General features: G+C 73.3%; 17 protein-coding genes. 10 read left to right on the top strand and 7 right to left on the bottom strand.

What is annotated here, in order from left to right; translation table 11 throughout:
* The first annotated feature begins 47 nt into the window (after positions 1-47).
* Positions 48-494, top strand: coding sequence for a hypothetical protein (locus ABZX67_RS06155; RefSeq protein WP_355355663.1), 447 nt, complete (start codon positions 48-50; stop codon positions 492-494).
* A 78-nt stretch (positions 495-572) separates the two neighbouring features.
* Positions 573-1,424, top strand: a complete 852-nt coding sequence (gene purU, locus ABZX67_RS06150; RefSeq protein ID WP_355355322.1) for a formyltetrahydrofolate deformylase — start codon at positions 573-575, stop codon at positions 1,422-1,424.
* Between the two features lie 17 nt (positions 1,425-1,441).
* Here purU and ABZX67_RS06145 read toward each other — a convergent pair whose 3' ends face one another.
* Positions 1,442-2,767, bottom strand: a complete 1,326-nt coding sequence (locus ABZX67_RS06145) for a maleylpyruvate isomerase N-terminal domain-containing protein (RefSeq protein ID WP_355355319.1) — start codon at positions 2,765-2,767, stop codon at positions 1,442-1,444.
* Complete coding sequence (locus ABZX67_RS06140) at positions 2,764-3,327, bottom strand: sigma-70 family RNA polymerase sigma factor (protein ID WP_355355316.1); 564 nt, start codon at positions 3,325-3,327, stop codon at positions 2,764-2,766. The genes ABZX67_RS06145 and ABZX67_RS06140 overlap by 4 nt, the downstream gene beginning before the upstream one ends.
* A 176-nt stretch (positions 3,328-3,503) precedes the next feature.
* On the opposite strand from ABZX67_RS06140, the gene ABZX67_RS06135 reads away from it, so the two are divergent.
* The 3 genes from ABZX67_RS06135 to ABZX67_RS06125 all read left to right on the top strand — a co-directional run bounded on the left by ABZX67_RS06135 (position 3,504) and on the right by ABZX67_RS06125 (position 5,286).
* A complete protein-coding gene (locus tag ABZX67_RS06135; RefSeq protein WP_355355313.1) occupies positions 3,504-3,881 on the top strand; it encodes an STAS domain-containing protein in 378 nt (125 codons plus the stop codon).
* Positions 3,882-3,913: 32 nt separating this feature from the next.
* Complete coding sequence (locus ABZX67_RS06130) at positions 3,914-4,432, top strand: EF-hand domain-containing protein (RefSeq protein ID WP_355355310.1); 519 nt, start codon at positions 3,914-3,916, stop codon at positions 4,430-4,432.
* A 353-nt stretch (positions 4,433-4,785) separates the two neighbouring features.
* Complete coding sequence (locus ABZX67_RS06125) at positions 4,786-5,286, top strand: ATP-binding protein (RefSeq protein ID WP_355355307.1); 501 nt, start codon at positions 4,786-4,788, stop codon at positions 5,284-5,286.
* Positions 5,287-5,448: 162 nt separating this feature from the next.
* Here the strand turns inward: ABZX67_RS06125 and ABZX67_RS06120 are convergent, their stop codons facing one another.
* Positions 5,449-6,438 (bottom strand): helix-turn-helix domain-containing protein, encoded by a 990-nt coding sequence (locus ABZX67_RS06120; protein WP_355355304.1) that lies wholly within the window; start codon positions 6,436-6,438, stop codon positions 5,449-5,451.
* Between the two features lie 71 nt (positions 6,439-6,509).
* On the opposite strand from ABZX67_RS06120, the gene ABZX67_RS06115 reads away from it, so the two are divergent.
* From ABZX67_RS06115 to ABZX67_RS06105, 3 genes are all read left to right on the top strand, one after another.
* Positions 6,510-7,814 carry an MFS transporter gene (locus ABZX67_RS06115; RefSeq protein ID WP_355355301.1) on the top strand — a complete coding sequence of 435 codons (1,305 nt, stop codon included), beginning with the start codon at positions 6,510-6,512 and terminating at the stop codon, positions 7,812-7,814.
* A 149-nt stretch (positions 7,815-7,963) separates the two neighbouring features.
* Positions 7,964-9,325 (top strand): hypothetical protein, encoded by a 1,362-nt coding sequence (locus tag ABZX67_RS06110; protein WP_355355298.1) that lies wholly within the window; start codon positions 7,964-7,966, stop codon positions 9,323-9,325.
* Positions 9,326-9,405: 80 nt separating this feature from the next.
* Positions 9,406-10,176, top strand: a complete 771-nt coding sequence (locus ABZX67_RS06105) for a class I SAM-dependent methyltransferase (protein WP_355355295.1) — start codon at positions 9,406-9,408, stop codon at positions 10,174-10,176.
* A gap of 31 nt (positions 10,177-10,207) precedes the next feature.
* Here the strand turns inward: ABZX67_RS06105 and ABZX67_RS06100 are convergent, their stop codons facing one another.
* The 3 genes from ABZX67_RS06100 to ABZX67_RS06090 form a co-directional block, all read right to left on the bottom strand.
* Entirely contained in the window at positions 10,208-10,870 is a 663-nt protein-coding gene (locus tag ABZX67_RS06100) for a GPP34 family phosphoprotein (protein WP_355355292.1), read from the bottom strand.
* A 79-nt stretch (positions 10,871-10,949) separates the two neighbouring features.
* Positions 10,950-11,618: a pyridoxal 5'-phosphate synthase gene (locus ABZX67_RS06095; RefSeq protein WP_355355289.1), complete on the bottom strand. Its 669-nt coding sequence runs from the start codon at positions 11,616-11,618 to the stop codon at positions 10,950-10,952.
* 85 nt (positions 11,619-11,703) lie between these two features.
* The gene (locus tag ABZX67_RS06090) at positions 11,704-12,351 is read right to left on the bottom strand and encodes a TetR family transcriptional regulator (RefSeq protein WP_355355286.1); all 648 of its coding nucleotides are present in this window, start codon (positions 12,349-12,351) and stop codon (positions 11,704-11,706) included.
* Positions 12,352-12,680: 329 nt separating this feature from the next.
* Between ABZX67_RS06090 and ABZX67_RS06085 the strand changes: the two genes are divergently transcribed.
* Both ABZX67_RS06085 and ABZX67_RS06080 read left to right on the top strand, forming a co-directional pair.
* Complete coding sequence (locus ABZX67_RS06085; protein ID WP_355355283.1) at positions 12,681-13,463, top strand: VOC family protein; 783 nt, start codon at positions 12,681-12,683, stop codon at positions 13,461-13,463.
* A gap of 162 nt (positions 13,464-13,625) precedes the next feature.
* Entirely contained in the window at positions 13,626-16,085 is a 2,460-nt protein-coding gene (locus tag ABZX67_RS06080) for a PQQ-binding-like beta-propeller repeat protein (RefSeq protein WP_355355280.1), read from the top strand.
* A gap of 53 nt (positions 16,086-16,138) precedes the next feature.
* Here ABZX67_RS06080 and ABZX67_RS06075 read toward each other — a convergent pair whose 3' ends face one another.
* A complete protein-coding gene (locus tag ABZX67_RS06075) occupies positions 16,139-16,654 on the bottom strand; it encodes a hypothetical protein (protein ID WP_355355277.1) in 516 nt (171 codons plus the stop codon).
* Positions 16,655-16,760 lie beyond the last annotated feature (106 nt).

Below are 16,760 nucleotides of genomic sequence, written 5' to 3'. Positions count from 1 at the left end.
TGTCCAGTTCCGTGAACTCTTCCCGTCGCGGCCGTCGCTCCTCCACCATGGGCGGCATGCCGCTCAACGACATGCCCTGGTGGCGCTGGCGCACCAATGTGCGCTCGGCGCTGCACATGCTTTCCGACCCGGTGTTCCACCAGGAGTGCTGGTTGGCCGGCCGTGAGGGGTACGGGGACGTCACCGACGCCGTGTACCGGCTGGTGGAGGACACCTGGCTGGACAACTGGTCCGCCGAGAAGTACGTCGGCACCATATTCAGGGACTCGGCGGAGGCCGCGCTGGTGGACGTCGCCGTGCTGCGGGTGCTGCGGATCATGCACCAGGTCGGGGCGGACGCCCCGGTCGCCACCTACATGGCGCACCACGGCTGGCCGGAGGCGGTGCGGGCGGCGCGGGACGCGCACGTGCGGCTGGCCGTGAACGACGGGGACGACCCGGACGAGCCGCCGCGCCCGCTCGACGTGCTGCGGATCATGACGGGTGCGGCGTAGCGCTGCCCGGCGGGGGAGCGGTGTTCCGTGTGCCGGACCGGCGGCGGGGGCGCCGGCGGAATGTGGCATCCTGCGAGGATGACTGACCAGTACGTCCTCACGCTCTCCTGCCCGGACAAACAGGGCATTGTGCACGCCGTATCGAGCTACCTCTTCATCACCGGCTGCAACATCGAGGACAGTCAGCAGTACGGAGACCGGGACTCGGGTCTCTTCTTCATGCGCGTCCACTTCACGGCCGAGGCCCCGGTGACCGTGGAGAAGCTGCGCGCCAGCTTCGCGGCGGTCGGGGACTCCTTCGACATGGACTGGCAGATCCACCGCGCCGACGAGCGCATGCGGGTCGTGCTGATGGTGTCGAAGTTCGGGCACTGCCTGAACGACCTGCTCTTCCGCACCCGTATCGGCGCCCTGCCCGTCGACATCGTGGCCGTGGTCTCGAACCACACCGACTTCGCCGAGCTCGTCGCCTCGTACGACATCCCCTTCCACCACATTCCGGTCACAAAAAACACCAAGGCGCAGGCGGAGGCGGAGCTGCTGGAGCTGGTGCGCGGCGAGAACGTCGAGCTGGTGGTGCTGGCCCGCTACATGCAGGTGCTGTCGGACGACCTGTGCAAGCAGCTCAGCGGCCGCGTCATCAACATCCACCACTCCTTCCTCCCGAGCTTCAAGGGCGCCAAGCCCTACCACCAGGCGCACGCGCGCGGTGTGAAGCTGATCGGCGCGACGGCCCACTACGTGACGGCCGACCTCGACGAGGGCCCGATCATCGAGCAGGAGGTCGAGCGCGTGGGCCACCAGGTCACGCCGGAGCAGCTGGTGGCGATCGGCCGCGACGTCGAGTGCCAGGCGCTGGCCCGCGCGGTGAAGTGGCACGCCGAACGCCGCATCCTGCTGAACGGCCGCCGCACGGTGGTCTTCGAGTAAGTCCCTCTCCCCGGTGGCTACATCCGGCTCAGGGAGGCCGCGGCGAAGAGGACGTCCTTGATGGCCTCGCGGTCGCCGTCCTGGCCCACCGCCGCCTCCTCCGGGGAGACGTGCCCTGCCACCAGCTGGCAGAACTCCTCCGCGTCCAGCGCCACGAGCGCGACCGACTCCTCGGCGCACCCCACAGCCGCCGGGGAGTCCAGCGCGATGTACCAGTGGCCGCCGCCGGAGCCCTCGACCTCCAGGTGGAGCGTGCGGCCCGGGGAGCCGGCCGCGACCAGGTGGCGGGGCGGGGCCGCGAGCCCGGCACGGCGGCGGTAGGCGAGCGCGGCCGGCAGCTGGCGCGCCGCGAGGTCGATCATGCCGTGCAGATGGGCACCGCTGGGCGGCTTGTAGGGATAGTCGACGGCGTCCGCGATGTCCACCGCGTGCACCCAGCACTCGAAGGCCCGGTCCAGCAGCGAGTCCCGCATCGGCAGCGCGAAGTCGCCGTACGACACGGACAGCTCCGACACGCCGCGCCCGGCGAAGGAGACCGTACGGATCAGCGCGTGGCTCTGGTCGCGCCACGGCTCGCGGATCGCCCGCGTGGGCGGGTGGTGCGCGGCGCGCCAGTACGCCTCGGTGCGCTCCGACGGGTCGACCGGCGCGAGCGGGCCCGGCGGCTTGCCCGGGACCTCCTCCACCAGCGGGTCGCCCAGGCCGAGCGCCGATCTGACGAGGCCGTCCACCGCCAGCAGATGGCCGATGACCCCGGCCACCGTCGTCCGGCGGCCGACCTGCCGCTCCTGCTCGAACCACTTGAGCCGCACCGGCGCGTGCCAGTCGGAGTCGCCGATGTCCCGCAGCAGCGCGTCGAGCCGCGCGGTCTCCGCGTCGTACGGACCGGCCCAGTCGGGCACCGGGATACGGGCCGGGCGGCGGCCCAGGCAGTTCTCCAGCACCCGGGAGCGCAGCAGCGGGTCGAGGTCCAGGTCCCGCTCGTGGTGGAGGAGCGCCACCGCGTCGCGCAGCCGCAGCGCCTCGTCCGCGCACGGCGCGCACTCGGTCAGGTGCGCCTCGACGGCCGCGGTCTCCTCGACGGAGCAGGCCGAGAGCGCCCAGGCGCCCAGCAGTGACTTGAGGATCGTGTGGGGCAGCGCAGGCGGCGCCGGCCCCGGCCCGGGCTCCGGTGCGGGCGCGCCTGCGGGCTCCGGTGCGGATCTCGGTGCGGCGGGCGGCGTGGGCGGCGGAGGCAGCGGGTCGTAGTTGTCGGCGGCCCGGCGCGGTGCCGGTATGCGCGGCGCGCCCCGCACCTCGTCCTCCCCGTCGTCCCGGCTGCCGTCGTCCAAAGGCCCCGTCACAGCGCCCGCCCGTCCACCGGCCGGGTGTTCGCCGTGGAGAGCAGCTGCAGGCCGAGGCGCAGCCGGCGCCGGGCCTCGTCCTCCGTCACGCCGAGGTCGGCGGCCGTCTGGCGGTAGTCCCGGCGCTGGAAGTAGGCCAGCTCCAGCGCTTGGCGCAGCGGCGTCGGCATCGACTGCACGATGTAGTCCGCGCGGGCGGCCACCGCCGCGCGCCGCACCTTCTGCTCCAGCTCCTCCGGCGTGCCCTCGCCGCGCTCCGTGAACGCCGCCGCCTCCGCCTGCCGCAGCCGGTGTACGGCCTGGCTGCGCGTGAGCCGCGCTATCCAGGAGCGCATGGAGCCCTCGCGGCGCGGGTCGTACGCGTCGGGGTTCTCCCACACGTACCCGAAGACCTCGCGCGTGACCTGGTCCGCGGCGTCCTCGTCGGCGAGGACGCGGTGCGCGGTGTTGTGGACGAGCGAGGCGAACCGGTCGTACAGCTCACCCAGCGCGGCCGCCTCGCCGCGCGCGAGGCGCTGCTGCATCCTGCGGTCCCAGCGCGGTGGTGTGTCCTTCGCCATACGGAGCCCTCCCGGTCCGACTCCTTCCGAATGTAGTGGGCGACACTGACAACGCACCCGCCTTTGCCCGGGAAAGCGTCAGACCGTGCCAACCGGGTTTCGGCGCGGGCGGGCGGGGCAGCAGCCCGCGAAAGGAAGCAACGGCTCCGGTTCGACGACGACGGAAGGTGGGGCGCGTGACGACGCTCACGGTGAACGAAGTCGAGCACGGCGCCTGGACCGTGCTGCACATCAGCGGCGAACTGGACCTGGTCTCCTCGCCCGTGATCCGACGCCGCGTCCACGACGCGGTCGCCGCCGGCCGCCACGACGTCGTCCTGGACCTGTCCGAGGTGCTGTTCTGCGACTCCAGCGGGGTCGGCGTGCTCATCGCCGCCCGCCGCCTGCTGCACTCCTGCCGTGGCCGGCTGCGCCTGATACTCCCCGCGCGGGGGGCCGTCGAGGGCTCGCACGTCAACCGGGTCCTCGCCGCCCTCGGCGTACGGCGGCTGTTCGCCGTGTACGCCGACGTCGACGCGGCCACCGCCGACGAGGCCGAGCCGCTCTCCGCGTGACGTCGCCCCGTCCGCGTCGTACCCTCCCGGGCATGGACGCAGAGGACATGTACCAGCGCCGGATCGCCGACCGGTTCGACGCCTTCGACCAGGACGGCAACGGGTATATCTCCCGTGAGGACTTCACCACCGCGGCCTCCCGGCTGCTCGAGGCGTTCGGCACGCCGTTCCGCTCCGAGAAGGGCCAGGCGCTGGCGGTCGGCGCGGAGGCGTTCTGGCAGGGGCTGGCCGGCATCGCCGACGTGGACGGCGACCAGCGGGTGACGCGGGCGGAGTTCGTCCACGGAGCGGTCAAGCGGCTGCGGGACAACCCGGAACGGTTCGCCGAGATCGCCCGCCCCTTCGTGTGCGCCGTGCTCGCGGTGGCCGACCGCGACGGGGACGGCCGCGCGGAGGTCGCCGAGCTGGAGCGGGCCCTGCGGGCGCTCGGAGTCGAGCCGCACACCGCGGCGTTGACGGCCGAGTCGCTGGACGTGGACCGCGGCGGGTGCGTCGACAAGGAGGAGGCGGTCATGGCCTTCGCCCGCTACTTCGTCACGAAGGAGACCTGACCATCGGCCGTCACCGCTTGTGACCGCGTACCGATACCGGGTCGTGTCCTCGCCGCACCCGTCACAGCCCGGGGTCGCCACCCCGCTCCGGTACGCTCGGTGAGATGCGAGTGGTGCACAGACCGGGGCGTTCCGGCGCCGATGCGCGCCCCTGTTCGACTACCCGCCGTGTGCGTCGCACAGTATGCCCCAGCCGTACTCCTTCGCGCGGGAATATGCCCGAAGCGCTTGTTGCGGTGACTGTACGTCAACCATGCTGTCCCACAGGGAAATCACGTTCAGTGACGGCTGTTTCGGCTGTGGTCGCTGTGAGACGCGAGGCGATGTGTCCGCCGGTTCGGATGGTGTGAGCGGTGCAGGTGCTTCAGGTTCAGTTGGAGATCGGACCCGATCCCGCCGAGGTGGGACGCGCCCGGAGATGGGCGCGGTCCCGGCTCGCCGGTTCCGGGATAGGGGAGGACGAGCCGCTGGCCGAGACGCTGGTGCTGCTCATCTCGGAGCTCGTGACCAACGCCGTCGTGCACACCGGCTGTCCGGCCGTGCTGCGCATGCTCTTCGGAGCCGGCTCCGCCGAGGCCGGGACGGTGCGGGTGGAGGTCGCCGACCGCAGCTCCTGCCCGCCGAGGCAGCGCCGCGCGGGCGGCGACGACACCAACGGGCGGGGTCTGGAGCTGGTGGACGGCCTCGCCGACCGCTGGGGCTGGCAGGCCGAGGGGGCCGGTAAGCGCATCTGGTGCGAAGTGGACCGGGGCGCACCCGTCGTGACCCGCGGGGCGCGTGAACCGGGTGCGTACGAGCCGTCGTGCGCCGTCACGCCCAGGTCCCTGACGGCACACCCCTCGAATAGCCGTTGACGGCGCGTGGCCGTCTGATCACTCTGGGAGCAGCGATACGCGGCGAGGGGACGCCGAGGACGTGAGGACACCCGTGTCCTGGTCCTCGGCGAGCGCGGATCGCTGCGGTGGCGGCCGCCGTGCCGTGCTCGGGGCGCGCATGAGTGCGCCGCCACCCCTCCCTCACACCGTGGCGTGCCCCGTCCGGAACGTACGCCGGTAGACCGTCGGCGGGACGCCGAGCGCGGCCTGGAGGTGCTGGCGCATCGACTGGGCGGTGCCGAACCCGGCGTCCACGGCCACCTGGTCGACGGAGAGGTCGGTCGACTCCAGCAGGTGGCGGGCGCGTTCGACGCGCTGCTGGGTGAGCCACTGGCCCGGGCTGACGCCGACCTCCTCGCGGAAGCGGCGCGTGAAGGTGCGTACGCTCATCGACTCCCGCTCGGCGAGGTCGCGCAGCTGGACCGGCTCGTGGAGGTGGGCCAGCGCCCACGCGCGGGCGGCGGCCGTCGTGTGGCGCTGCGCCGGTTCGGGGATCGGGCGCTGCACGTACTGCGCCTGGCCCCCGTCGCGGTGCGGCGGTACGACGGTACGGCGCGCGACGTCGTTGGCGACGGCCGAGCCGTGGTCACGGCGCACGATGTGCAGGCACAGGTCGATGCCGGCGGCGACCCCGGCGGAGGTCAGGACGTCGCCGTCGTCGATGAAGAGCACGTCCGCGTCGACCCTGACGGCGGGGAAGAGCTCCTGGAAGTGGTCGGCGGACGCCCAGTGGGTGGTGGCCGGCCGCCCGTCGAGGAGCCCGGCGGCGGCGAGCACGTACCCGCCGGTGCAGATGGCGACGAGGCGGGTGCCGGGCCGGATGTGGGCGAGCGCCGCGGCCAGTTCACCGGTGAGCCTGCCCTCCTCGTAGACCGGGCCCAGTTCGTACGAGGCGGGGATGACGACCGTGTCGGCGGTGGCGAGCGCCTCCGGGCCGTGCTCGACGGAGATGGCGAAGTCGGCGTCGGTGCGGACCGGGTCCCGGGTGACTCCGCACGTGAGTGTCTCGTACAGGCGGCGGCCCTGGGGGGTGCGGGCGAGACCGAAGATGCGGTGGGGAATGCCCAGTTCGAAGGGGAGGAGGCCGTCGAGGGCGAGGACGACGACGCGGTGCCGCTGCGGAGAGGCCATGGCCCGATCGTAGCGAAAGCTGTCATTCGGGCCAGTGGCCGGTCGTGGGGCCGCCCGGCACAGTGGGTGACGTGACCCAGACAACTCCCGAACACGTTGGCCGGGCCGAGGCCCCTGCCGCCCGCCCCCGCCCGCCCCGCTTCCACCGCGCGTGGTTCGTCGCCGCCGTCACCTTCGTGACGATCATCGGCGCGGCCGCCTTCATGTCGCTGCCCGGCCTGCTGATCGAGCCGCTGCACCGGGAGTTCGACTGGTCGCGCGGCACGATCGGCTTCGCCGTCTCGGTCAACCTCGCGCTGTACGGCCTGACGGCGCCGTTCGCGGCCGCGCTGATGGACCGGTTCGGCATCCGGCGCGTCGTGGCCGTCGCGCTGAGCGTCATCGCGGCCGGCTCGCTGCTCACGGTGTGGATGACGGCGGCATGGCAACTCGTGCTGTTCTGGGGCGTCCTCGTCGGCCTCGGCAGCGGCTCCATGGCGCTCGCCTTCGCCGCGACCGTGACCAACCGGTGGTTCGTGGCCCGGCGCGGCCTGGTCACCGGCGTCCTCACCGCTGCCGGCGCCTCCGGGCAACTGGTCTTCCTGCCGCTGCTGTCCTGGCTGGTGGAGCACGAGGGCTGGCGCCCGGCCTCGATCACGGTCGCGCTGTCCGCGCTCGCCGTCGTCCCCTTCGTCTGGCTGCTGCTGCGCGACCACCCGGCGGACGTGGGCCTCGCGCCGTACGGGTCAGCGGAGTTCGTGGCCAAGCCCGCGCCCGTGCCGGGGGCGGCGCGCCGCGCGGTCACGGTCCTCTTCTCGGCCGCCCGCACCGGCCCGTTCTGGCTGCTCGCCGGCACCTTCGCGATCTGCGGTGCCTCGACGAACGGCCTGATGAAGACGCACTTCGTCCCGGCCGCGCACGACCACGGCATGCCCATCACGGCCGCCGCCTCGCTGCTCGCGGTGATCGGCGTCTTCGACGTCGTCGGCACCATCGCCTCCGGCTGGTTCACCGACCGCTTCGAGGCGCGGCGGCTGCTGGCGGTGTACTACGCGCTGCGCGGTGTCTCGCTGCTGTTCCTGCCGATGCTGCTGGCGCCGTCCGTGCACCCGCCGATGGTGTTCTTCATCGTCTTCTACGGCCTGGACTGGGTGGCCACCGTGCCGCCGACGATCGCCCTGTGCCGCGAGCACTACGGCGACGACAGCGCCATCGTCTTCGGCTGGGTGCTCGCCTCCCACCAGGTCGGCGCGGCCGTGGTGGCCTTCGCGGGCGGCGCGGCGCGCGACGTCTTCGGCTCGTACGACGTGGTCTGGTACGCCTCGGGAGCCCTGTGCGCGGCGGCGGCCCTGATGTCGCTGGTGATCCGGCGCCGTAAGGTCCTCGCCGTCGCGTGACGCCGGTGATGGAACGTCAACTCGGAAGCAGGGCTGATGCGTACAACTGTTCGGCGGTCTCGGTGGTCCAGTACTGCGGTGATCCACTCGACGGATCGCAGCAGGAGCGGATCCGGCGAGCGGATCCGCCGAACACCGCAGGGAGTCACATGACAACGCCGACGCCTTCCGCCGGACGAGTCCGCGGCCGCACCGTGCGCCTCGGCGCCGCGGGCGTGGCCGCGGCCGGGCTGGTCACGGTGGGGATGGCCACGCCGGCGCTCGCCGACAGCGACCAGCTGTGGATCGTGGCACCGTACGAGGCCGTGGTGCCCACGGCGGCCGGCCCCGGGCAGGAGCCCGCGACCCGCACCCTCGGGCTCGGGCTCTACCACGACCACAGCGGCTTCCAGGTGACCGACGGCCGCCTCACCGTCGACGTCTCCGGACTCACCGGGGTCGCCGACGTCGTCTGGCCCGAGAACTGCGCGCCCTCCGGCACCACCGCCGTGTGCAGCGTGCCGGAGGTGCCGCTGACCGGCATCACCTCGGTGCCCCTCCAGATCCGGGCCGCCGCCGACGCGGCCGCCGGGGCCAGTGGCCGCATCACCTACAGCGCCACCGCTGCCACCACGATGGAGGGCGGGCAGCTCACGGCGCCCGAGGGGTACGAGACCACCGTCAAGGTGGGCGCCGGGCCCGACCTCGTCGTGGAGCGGCCCGCTCCGGTCGAGGGCGTCCAGCCGGGCAGCACCGTGCCCGTGCCGTTCTCCGTCGTCAACAACGGCAACCAGCCCGCCAACGGCCTCCAGGCCACCTTCTACGTGACCCGCGGCCTCGACCTCGGCACGGTCGACCCCCGGTGCACCAGCACTCCGGTCGGCGAGGGCGGCCCCGTCAAGCCCGTCACCCGGGTGGACTGCGCGTTCGACGACGTCCTCGCGCCCGGCGGCTCCTTCACGCTGCCCGAGCCGCTGCGCGCCACCGTGGCCTCGTACGCCCTCAACGAGCGCGTCGACCTGAACGTCTCGGCACGCGGCGGCGCCGAGGACCTGGCGCCCGAGGACAACGGCGCGGTCGTCGAGGTGCGGGCCGTCAACACCGCCGACTTCGCCGTGCGCGGCGCCAAGGTGAGCGGCGCGGCGGGCGAGACCGTCAAGGCGGCGCTGACCTTCCGCAACCGCGGCCCGGCGTGGATCGCGAACCTCGGCTCCGGTGACCCGGTCGGCCTGGTCGACCTCACCGTCCCCCAGGGCGCCACCGTCACGTCCGTACCGGAGAACTGCCAGCCCCGCACCCTCGACGGCAGCTGGTACGAGGGCGGGCCCGCCGGCGCCCCGCGCTATGTGTGCGACCTGCCCATGTGGGTGGCCGAGAACCAGACCGTGACGTTCCCCTTCGAGCTGCGGATCGACACCGTCATCGCCGGCTCCGCGGGCACGGTGGCCCTGAAGCCCCCGTACGGCACCCAGCCCCTGCCCTTCGACCCGAACCACCGGAACGACACGTCGAAGCTGGTGCTGAACCCCTGATCCGACGGCGATAGCCGACCGCGGTCGCCGACCGCGATAAAGGGTCGCGGCCTCGGCCGCCGGGTCGAAGAATGGTGTGCATGTCACGCACTTTCGACGACCTGGTGGCCGAGGCCGACGCCGTATCGGTGGAGGGCTGGGACTTCTCCTGGCTGGACGGCCGGGCCACCGAGGAGCGCCCCTCCTGGGGGTACCAGCGGCTGATGAGCGAGCGGCTCGCCGACCCCCGCGTGGCCGCCGCGCTGGACATCCAGACCGGGGGCGGCGAGGTCCTCGCCGGGGCGGTGAGGTTCCCGCCCACGATGGCCGCCACCGAGTCGTGGCCGCCCAACGTCATCAAGGCGACGCAGCTGCTCCACCCGCGGGGCGTGGTCGTCGTCGCCGACCCGGACGAGCCGCCGCTGCCCTTCGCCGACGAGGCGTTCGACCTGGTCACGAGCCGCCACCCGGCGACCGTGTGGTGGACCGAGATCGCGCGGGTGCTGCGGCCCGGCGGCTCGTACGTCGCCCAGCACGTCGGGCCCGCGAGCGTCTTCGAACTGGTCGAGTTCTTCCTGGGCCCCCAGCCCGAGGAGATCCGCCGGGGCCGCCACCCCGACGACGAGAGCGCGGACGCCCGCGCCGCCGGCCTGGCGATCGTGGACCTGCGCAGCGAACGGCTGCGCACCGAGTTCCACGACATCGGCGCCGTCGTCTACTTCCTGCGCAAGGTCATCTGGATGGTCCCCGGCTTCACCGTCGAGGCGTACCGCGACAAGCTGCGCGAGCTGCACGAACGCATCGAGGCGGAGGGGCCGTTCGTCGCGCACTCGTCCCGCTTCCTGATCGAGGCGCGCAAGCCGGACGCCTGACGTTCGTCGCGGGGGCGGCGACGGCCTGACGTCAGAGTGCGGCGGTGGCGGCGGTGACCACGGTGATGGCCACCAGCGCCGCCTGCATGTTCCGGATGGCCTCGCGGACGCCGTCGCCCGCCCACTGGCCCTCGGCGATCTCCGCCATGCGGGCCTCGACCTGCTTGCGCGGCAGCTCGGGGAAGGCCAGGCGGTGCAGGCGCGCCGCGTGGAGCAGGGCGACGAGGCCGCTGGTGCGGTCGTCCGGCTGCGCGCCCTCCAGGACCACGGACGCGAGGCGCTCGCGCAGCTCGCGCTCCACCGAGCCGTCGGCCTCCGGGTAGCGCCGTACCGGGAAGAGCCCGAACGCCCGGTGCCGCTCCTCGACCACGAGGCCGCGCTCGCACAGGCTCTCCACCGTCGCCTGCGTCGCCTTCGACTGGTCCTTGGCCAGCCAGTCGGTGGCCTTGCGCCCGCGGTTGTGCCGCGTCCACTCCGTGAGCAGCCGCAGGCGCCCGTCGACCAGCGCGTCGCCCGTCGGCGTGGCGTCGGCCACGGCCAGTCGCCCGCCGGTCACGGTGACGCGCCCCGCCATGGCCAGCTCCAGCAGGATGCCGCCCGCGACCGCCCAGGCGGCGGTTGACCGTTCCTTCGTGGCACCCGACTCGTCGTCCAGTGACAGCAGCGCGATCTCCTCGCCCAGCGTGACGGCCATGCGTATCCCCCTTGGTCGTGTGCGGTCATACATGTCGACGTCGGGGAGTGCCGTGGGGTTGCGCGGCGCGGGACGCAACCTACGGCCAGAGCAGTTCCCGCTCCCACGCGGTCGCCTCTTGCGCCGTGGTCCGCCGCCGGTAGCGGAGCCGTACGTGGCGGCGACGGGCGTCGCCCTGGAAGAACTCGACCTCATCGGGGGCCAGCACGTACAGCGTCCAGGTCTTCACATCCGCGTCCGGCTCCGCCTCCGCCCGTGCCCAGGCCGCTTCGCTCGCCTCCGTCAGGGTGGTCAGGGAGTCCAGGACCTCGCTCTGGCGGCCCACCAAAGCAGCCGCCAACGCCCCCGTCGTACGGGCGTGCAGGTCGGCGTGCGCCTCCTCGGCGGGCGCGGGGGTCACGCGGCCGCGGACCCGGACCTGGCGGCCCTGGACCGGCCAGTAGAAGGTGACGGCGGCGTGCGGGGCGGCGGCCAGCTGGCGGCCCTTGGCGCTGGTGGCGTGCGAGGCGAAGTGCCAGCCGCGCTCGTCCGCGTCGTGCAGCATCACCGTCCGTACGTCGGGGCGCCCGTCGGCGTCGACGGTGGCCAGCGACATCGTGTGCGGCTCGGTCTGCCCGGCGTCCGCCGCGGCCGTGAACCACGCGCGGAACAGCGGCAGCGGCGCCTCGGGCGCGCTGTCCGGGTCGAAGGCGGGCAGGTCCGTGTCCCATACGCGCAGGGAGCGGAGGGTTTCGTGGAAGTCCGTCATGAGGACATCATCGGCGGCCGCGCGCGACAGGACAGGCGGCAGGCGGCGGCAGGCGGCGCGTCGGACCGGTGGGGGAGAGCGCGGGTTACTTGGTGGGCTTCTTGCCGGTGACGCCGAGGTGCACCAACAGCGCCAGGTTTGGCTTGAGTTCGTTCTGCTTGACGCCCCAGGTCTGGAACGCCTTCTGGTGCGAGGCGACCGCCGCCAGCATGGCGACCAGGGCTCCGGCGATCGCCGCGGGGTTGACGTCCTTGTCGACCCGGCCCTTGGACTGGAGCTCCTTGACCGCGTCGGTGAGGGAGCTGGTGACCGAGCCGAGGATCTTCATGCGGAGCTTGTAGAACCGCTTGTCGCCCTCCGCGGCGCCGAGGTCCACCACCCGCAGCAGCGCGTCGTTCTTGCGCCAGAAGTCGAGGAACCCCTCGACCAGTTCCTCCGACGACTGCCATCCCGCCTTGCCGACCCAGGTGCGGCCGGAGGCGAGGTCGGAGAGGGCCCCGCCCTCCTTGGTCATCTCCTCCGCGATCTCGAGGACGGCGCCCTCGACGTCGGGGAAGTACTGATAGAAGGTCGCGGGGGACGTGCCCGCCTTCCGGGCCACGTCGATGACTTTGACGTCCCGGTACGGCGAGGAGCGGAGCATCTCGCTGAGGCAGTCGAGCAGCTTCTGCCGCGTCGCCTGGCCGCGTCGGCCGGCCACACGGCCGTCGACGGTGCGTACTTGTCCTGTCATGCCGTCAGCTTACCGAGGGGGGATCAGGGCGCTATTCGGCCGACTGCAAATGGGGTGCGGGCCTCTCCGGGGACCCGTGACGCATGTGCCGCGGGCGCCCACGGGCGGTTACGGAGGGCCCATATGGGCCTGTGTACAGGGATTCTCCGCGGCGGGCGGCTCGGGATGCGCCCGGGGCGCGCTCAGGCCCTCCAGGTCCACCCGAAGGGCAGTTTCCAGCCAAGTAGGATTATCAACAGGCTGTGGAAAACTTTCGTGGACAAGCGAGCGGTACCGGCGGCGCGCCGTTAACTTGACTCTGGGGCCCGACGAGGAAAGGGATCAGCTCCATGGCCGCATTCACAGAGGGCACGCCGTGCTGGGTGGACGTGCTGCTCCCCGACCTCGCAGCGGGCAAGCGCTTCTACGGCGATCTCTTCGGCTGGACGTTCGACGGCGGCGACGAGGCTCACGGTGACTACACCAACGCCTACAGTGACGGACAGCGCGTCGCGGGCCTCGCGCCCAAGCGGGACGGCCGGATGCCCACCGTCTGGGGCGTCTACTTCGCCACCCCCGACGCCACGGCCACCAGCCGCCGCATCCTGGAGGCGGGCGGCCGGATGGTGACGAACCCCGTGCCCGTCGGCACGTACGGGACCATGGCGCTCGCCGTCGACCCCGGCGGCGCCGTCTTCGGCCTGTGGGAGGCCGGGGAGCACAACGGCTTCGAGAAGCAGGGCGAGCCGAACTCCTTCTGCTGGACCGAGGTCTACACCCGCCAGAAGGACCCCGTCGACTCCTTCTACGAGACCGTCTTCGGCTTCCAGGTGCGCGACCTCGACGACGCCTCGATCGACTTCCGCGTCTGGTCGCCCGCCGGTACGCAGGCGAGCGACGAGAACGCCATCGGCGGGCGCAGCGTGATCACCGACGCCTTCCCGGCCGAGATGCCCGCCCACTTCCTCGTCTACTTCGCGGTCGAGGACTGCGACGGCACGGCCGCGGCCGCGCAGCGGCTCGGGGGCCGCGTCACCGAGCAGCCGTTCGACACCCCGTACGGCAGGATCGCGGTCCTCGCCGACAACCAGGGAGCGGTCTTCGCCGTGCTCGCCGAACCCAGGGCGGCGTAACCGCCGGCCGCCCGCCGGCCTCCCCACCGACCTCACCGCTGTGTCCGGATCGAGGTGAGACACCCCGATCCGCCCCCGGGTTCGCAACCACCGCCTCGGACAGGAAGAATCAGGGGCGACGGGGCCGTACCTTGATGGCCCCTACGGGGAGGTGGCAGGCAAGTGGAGCAGCTCACGCAGCACGACCCGAGGCGGATCGGTCCCTTCGAGGTGCTCGGCCGGCTCGGTGCCGGCGGCATGGGCCTGGTCTATCTGGCGCGGTCGGCGTCGGGGCGGCGCGTGGCGATCAAGACCGTACGGACCGAGCTCGCCGAGGACCAGCTGTTCCGCGTCCGCTTCACGCGGGAGGTGGAGGCCGCGCGGGCGGTGTCCGGCTTCTACACGGCGGCCGTGGTGGACGCCGACCCGAGGGCGGCGGTGCCGTGGCTGGCCACGGCGTACGTCCCCGCTCCCTCCCTCGAAGAGATAGTGAACGAGTGCGGCCCCCTGCCCGCCCCGGCCGTGCGCTGGCTGGCGGCCGGTATCGCCGAGGCCCTCCAGTCCATCCACGGCGCCGGACTCGTCCACCGCGACCTCAAGCCGTCCAACGTGCTCGTCGTGGAGGACGGGCCGCGCGTCATCGACTTCGGCATCGCGTCCGGCGTCTCCAACACCCGGCTGACGATGACCAACGTCGCCGTGGGCACGCCCGCCTACATGTCACCCGAGCAGGCGAAGGACTCGCGCAGTGTGACGGGCGCGAGCGACGTCTTCTCGCTCGGCTCCACGCTGGTCTTCGCGGCGACCGGGCACGCGCCGTACCACGGGGCGAACCCGGTCGAGACGGTCTTCATGCTGCTGCGCGAGGGCCCGGACCTGGAGGGGCTGCCGGACGAGCTGCGCCCGCTCATCGAGTCCTGCATGCAGACGGAGGCCGCGCTGCGGCCCACGCCCGCGGACCTCCAGGCCCAGCTGGCGCCGCACCTCTTCGGCTCCGGCAGCGACGACAGCGGTACGGCGTCGGCGTGGCTGCCGGCCCGGGCGACCGCGATGATCGAGGCCCGCCGGGGCGGCCGCCCGAGCACCCCGCCGCCTCCGGCTCCGGCTCCGGCTCCCGCGCCCCCGGCCCCGTCGGCGCCGCCCGCGCAGGCCCCCGCGCCCGGCCGGGACTGGGACGCGGCCTGGCGCGCCGACGGCGCCGACGGCCGCAGCGGCGGCGCCGTCGATCCCCGTACGGGCCAGATGGCACCGCCGGCACCCGCGCCCGTGCCGGACCGGGCGGGCGTGCGGCTCCCGGGCGCCCGGGTCCCCATCGGCCCCGGCCCGCGGGTCTCCGACACGCGTACCGCGCTCGCCGCGGCGGGGACCGCCGGACCCGCGACCACCGGCTGGGTCCGCCCGCCCGGCGGCCTGTCGAACGGCGCCGAGCCCGCCCCGCCCAGCGGCCCGCCGCTCCCGTCGGCCCCACCCCCGCAGGCCGCGCCGCCCGCGCCCGAGAACGCCGGGCCCGGCCACTGGCGCCCCTGGCGTTTCCGCATGTCGAACGATGTGTGGGGCACGCCCGTCGTCGACGGCGACCTGCTCTACGTCACCTCCTTCGAGGTGCACGCCCTGGACGTGGCCAGCGGCCGCCGCCAGTTCAAGACGCGGGACGTGGCCTGGTCCATGGCCGTGGCCTCGGGCCGTATCCACGCCTCCGACGGGCCGTCCCTGTACGCGCTCGACGCCCTCGACGGCAGCGAGCGGTGGCGCCTGATGACCGACGCCTGGGTGTACGCCCTCAAGGTCGACCGCGGCACGGTCGTCACCGCCACGCGCGGCGGCGGCGTCCAGGGCTGGGAGGCCTCCAACGGCACCAAGCTGTGGGAGATCACCGGCGCGCAGACCGACTTCGAGACGCCCGAGGGCGGCCCGGTCCTCCACGGCGACACCGTCTACGTCTGGCAGGACGCCCGCCTGCGCGCGCTCGACGCCCGCACGGGCACCGAGCGCTGGTCGTACCCCATCGGCGACGCCGCCTCCTGCGGCGGCGTGCCGGTGCGCGTCACCCCGGCGGAGGACGGGTACGTCTACGTCGCCGCCGGCACGCGGGTGCTCAGCGTCGACATCATGTCCGGCCACGTGCGCTGGCACTTCGAGGCCCCGGCGGTCTTCCTCTCGCCGCCCGCCTTCGCCCCCGGCCCGGCGGTCACGGGCGGCGGCGTGTACCTCGCCGACTACCTCGGCACGGTGTACGCCCTCGACGCCACGACCGGCAAGGACCGCTGGCGCATCGCCACCGAGTCCCGCCCGTCGACCGAGCCCGTCCTCGTCGCGGACGGCAACATCCACGTCGGCAGCGGGAGCGCCGTGTACACGCTCGACGCGGTCACCGGCACCCCGAAGTGGCGCTTCGCGGCGGGCGGCAGCGTCATCGGCAGCCCGGTCGTCGCCGACGGCCGCCTCCACTTCGGCTCGGCGGACCACGTCCTGTACACCCTGGACGCGAGCGGCGGCCAGCTGCGCTGGAAGCTCACGACGGGCGGCGAGATCACCGGCTCGCTGGTGGCGCGCGGCGGCGTCGTCTACGCGTGCAGCAAGGACCGCTGCGTGTACGCGCTGGACGCGGTGAAGGGCACGGCGACGGGACGGAGCGCTCCTTAGATCGTGTCGTCGGAGTCCCGTCCGGCCGGCGGACGCTACTTTGACGACACTTTCTAGCCCCGGTACGGAGGCCCCGGCCGCTCGGGGCCGGGCTCGACGTACCCGTCGTCCCGGGGCGGGCCCTCGACGTACGGCTCACGGTGCTTGCGGCGGCGCGGGCGGCCGCGCATCACCGCGGCGCCGAGCAGCAGCAGCGCCCCGCCGACCAGGGCGATGACCACGCCCCAGCCCACTCCCGCGCTGCCCGGGTCGTCGAAGGCCAGCCCGTCCGCGACCTGCGCCTGCCGCACCATCCACAGCACGGTGAAGCCCAGCACGACCAACCCGGCCAGCCCGACCAGCGCCCGCGAGCGCGTCACGATTCCGACGAGCGCGACCAGCGCGCCGACGGCGAGCGGCAGCAGGATCGACATCCACAGGTCCGACCGGGTGCCGGTGATGCCGGTGAAGAGGTCGGCGACGCGGTAGTCGCGTCCGAGACGGCCGTCGTACCAGGCACGGAAGGGGCTCCAGACGGCGGCCGCCGCTCCGACGAGAGCGAGCGCACTGCCGATGACGTTACGCATCATCGTCGGCCTCCCTTGCGGTCCGGCTCTCGTCCCCGACGCTACGCCGGGCTGGGGGTCGCCGCCACACGACGACGGAAGGGCCGGACCCGTAGGTCCGGCCCGTCCG

It is taken from the genome of Streptomyces sp. NPDC003036, assembly GCF_040611175.1.
Classification (GTDB): domain Bacteria; phylum Actinomycetota; class Actinomycetes; order Streptomycetales; family Streptomycetaceae; genus Streptomyces.
This window is presented reverse-complemented; position numbering and strand designations above follow the sequence as displayed.